General features: G+C 71.2%; 3 protein-coding genes. 2 read left to right on the forward strand and 1 reads right to left on the reverse strand.

Features of this window, described 5'->3' with window-relative positions; translation table 11 throughout:
* Positions 1-654: hypothetical protein (locus AB0J09_RS63020; RefSeq protein ID WP_360713860.1), on the reverse strand; the 654-nt coding region annotated here is incomplete at its 3' end.
* A gap of 130 nt (positions 655-784) precedes the next feature.
* Between AB0J09_RS63020 and AB0J09_RS63025 the strand changes: the two genes are divergently transcribed.
* Positions 785-1,720 carry a GNAT family N-acetyltransferase gene (locus tag AB0J09_RS63025; RefSeq protein ID WP_360713862.1) on the forward strand — a complete coding sequence of 312 codons (936 nt, stop codon included), beginning with the start codon at positions 785-787 and terminating at the stop codon, positions 1,718-1,720.
* Positions 1,721-1,756: 36 nt separating this feature from the next.
* On the forward strand, positions 1,757-2,146 hold a 390-nt coding region (locus AB0J09_RS63030), incomplete at its 3' end, for an arylamine N-acetyltransferase (protein ID WP_360713864.1).

Genomic DNA, 2,146 nt, shown 5'->3' on the forward strand with positions numbered 1-2,146 from the left:
CCGGTCCTCGCGCCCCGTCCTGGCGGCGATCACCGCCCCCAGCTTGGGCTCCTCCAGCCGGCCCGACAGCGCCAGGCGGCCGGACTCCCCGAGGCTCGACGACAGCAGCTCCACGCCGACCGCCCGGCTCAGCGGGCTGACCGTGCCGAGCACCGAGGCGATCTCGGCCGCCGCCTTCTCCGTGTCCCGGCCCTTGAGCCACCCCGCCAGCTCCTCGCCGCGCTCCGCCTCCGGATAGGAGCGCAGGCCGTGCAGCAGCGCCGCGGCGTCGGCGTCCGCGAGCGACCCCATGACGGGGACGTCCTGGCCGGTGGTCTCCGCGATGATCAGCCGCGCCGTCCACAGGCCGAGCCAGCTCAGCGTGTACGGCTCCGCCTGCCGTACCAGACCCAGACCGGTCAGCTCCTCGGGCACCTTGCCAGGGTGCGGCTCGCGCGACAGGAACATCCTGATGAGCTCCAGCAGCAGCCCCTCGTCGGTGGCCAGCAGTTCGCGGCAGCGCTCCGCCCAGAAGGCCAGCACCTCCGCGTCGGAGCCTTCCGGCTTCAGCTCCTCGGCCAGGGGAGCGGCGCGTACGGCCGCCGCGAGGGTGGCCTCCTCGGGCAGCCGGACCGGAGGCTGCAGGGGCAGCGTGTCGTCGTTGTAGGACCTCACGAGCCCATCCTGTCGCGATATTTCCGCTACAGTGACCCCAGACACCGAAAAGTCGGAAGAAAGGAGGCGCTGAGATGTTCGGCAATGGTTTGGGCGCTCGTGGCGCCCGCTTCTGCTTCTCGGAGGAATCGTGCTTTTTCGCACCGCGGTCGAGGATGATCTAGACCGCCTGCTCGGGTGTGTCGTCGATGAGTCCATCAGCTGGGCACATCCCGATCGGCTGCTCTCGTACCTGGAGAGCGGCAACTACCGCTTCGACCGCATCTGGCTCGCCGTCGCCGACCACGGCGAGATCCTGGCCCGCGCCGTCTGGTGGGGCTTTTCCGACGGCGGCAGGCCGCTCGCGCTCGACTGCGTCTACGTCCACCCCTCGGTGGGCGACCGCGTGGGCCTCGCCGCCGAACTGCTGAACCACGCCCACGACCGGTACGGGCACGCGCCCGAGTACCACGTGTTCGTCACCGCCGGCTGGCGCGACCACCCGAAGACGTCGGCGGCCATCGCCTGGCGCTGGGAGGCCGCGGGCCGCGCCGGGCTGACCGAGGAGCTGGAACGGCTCCGCTACGAGTGGACGGACGGTCCCGTGCCGGAGCCGTCGGACCGGCTCGTCTTCCGCGGCGAGGAGGACGACGAGGTGTTCGTGGAGGCGTTCCGCCGGGTTGCCGCAGGGACGCTCGACTTCCACACCCGCCAGGCCCTGATCACGATGGATCCCGTGGCGCAGGCCCGCGAGGACGTCCAGGACCTCACGTCCATGCCGGGCGACCGGTCGTGGTGGCGGCTGGCGTACGACAAGAGCGGGGACCTCGTCGGGGTCGCCATCCCGTCGGCCAACGACGGCGGCCCCGTGGTCGGCTACCTCGGCGTGGTGCCCGAGCACCGCGGCCGCGGGTACGTCGACGACCTGCTCGGCGAGATCACCCGCTGCCACGCCGAGCGCGGCGTCCGGCGGATCGTGGCGGACACGGACTCCGGCAACGTCCCGATGGCCAGGGCGTTCGAACGGGCCGGGTACCACAACTTCGCCATCAGGCTCGTCCTGTCGGCGAATCCCATGAACGCGTGATGCGCGCGGGCCGTCGTGTGCGCCATGGTCGATCTCATGACATGGGACATTGAGAAGCTCGACCTCGACGCGTACCTGACCAGGATCGGTCACGACGGCCCGCTCGAGCCGGTGTACGAGACGCTGCGCCAGGTGCACCTGGCACACGTCCGCTCCATCCCCTTCGAGAACCTCGACGTGCTCCTCGGCCGGGGAATCGACCTCGACCTGGGCAGCCTCCAGGACAAGCTGGTCACGGGCGGGCGCGGCGGTTACTGCCACGAGCACACCCTGCTGTTCGCCGCCGTGCTCGAACGCCTGGGCTTCACCCTGACCCGGCACCTGGCCAGGATCCGGCTGGGCCGCTACCACCTGCCGCGCTCGCACGCCACGCTGACGGTCGAGGCGGACGGCCGCACGTGGCTGGCCGACGTGGGCTTCGGCGGG

It is taken from the genome of Nonomuraea sp. NPDC049784 (genome assembly GCF_040659615.1).
Classification (GTDB): Bacteria; Actinomycetota; Actinomycetes; order Streptosporangiales; family Streptosporangiaceae; genus Nonomuraea.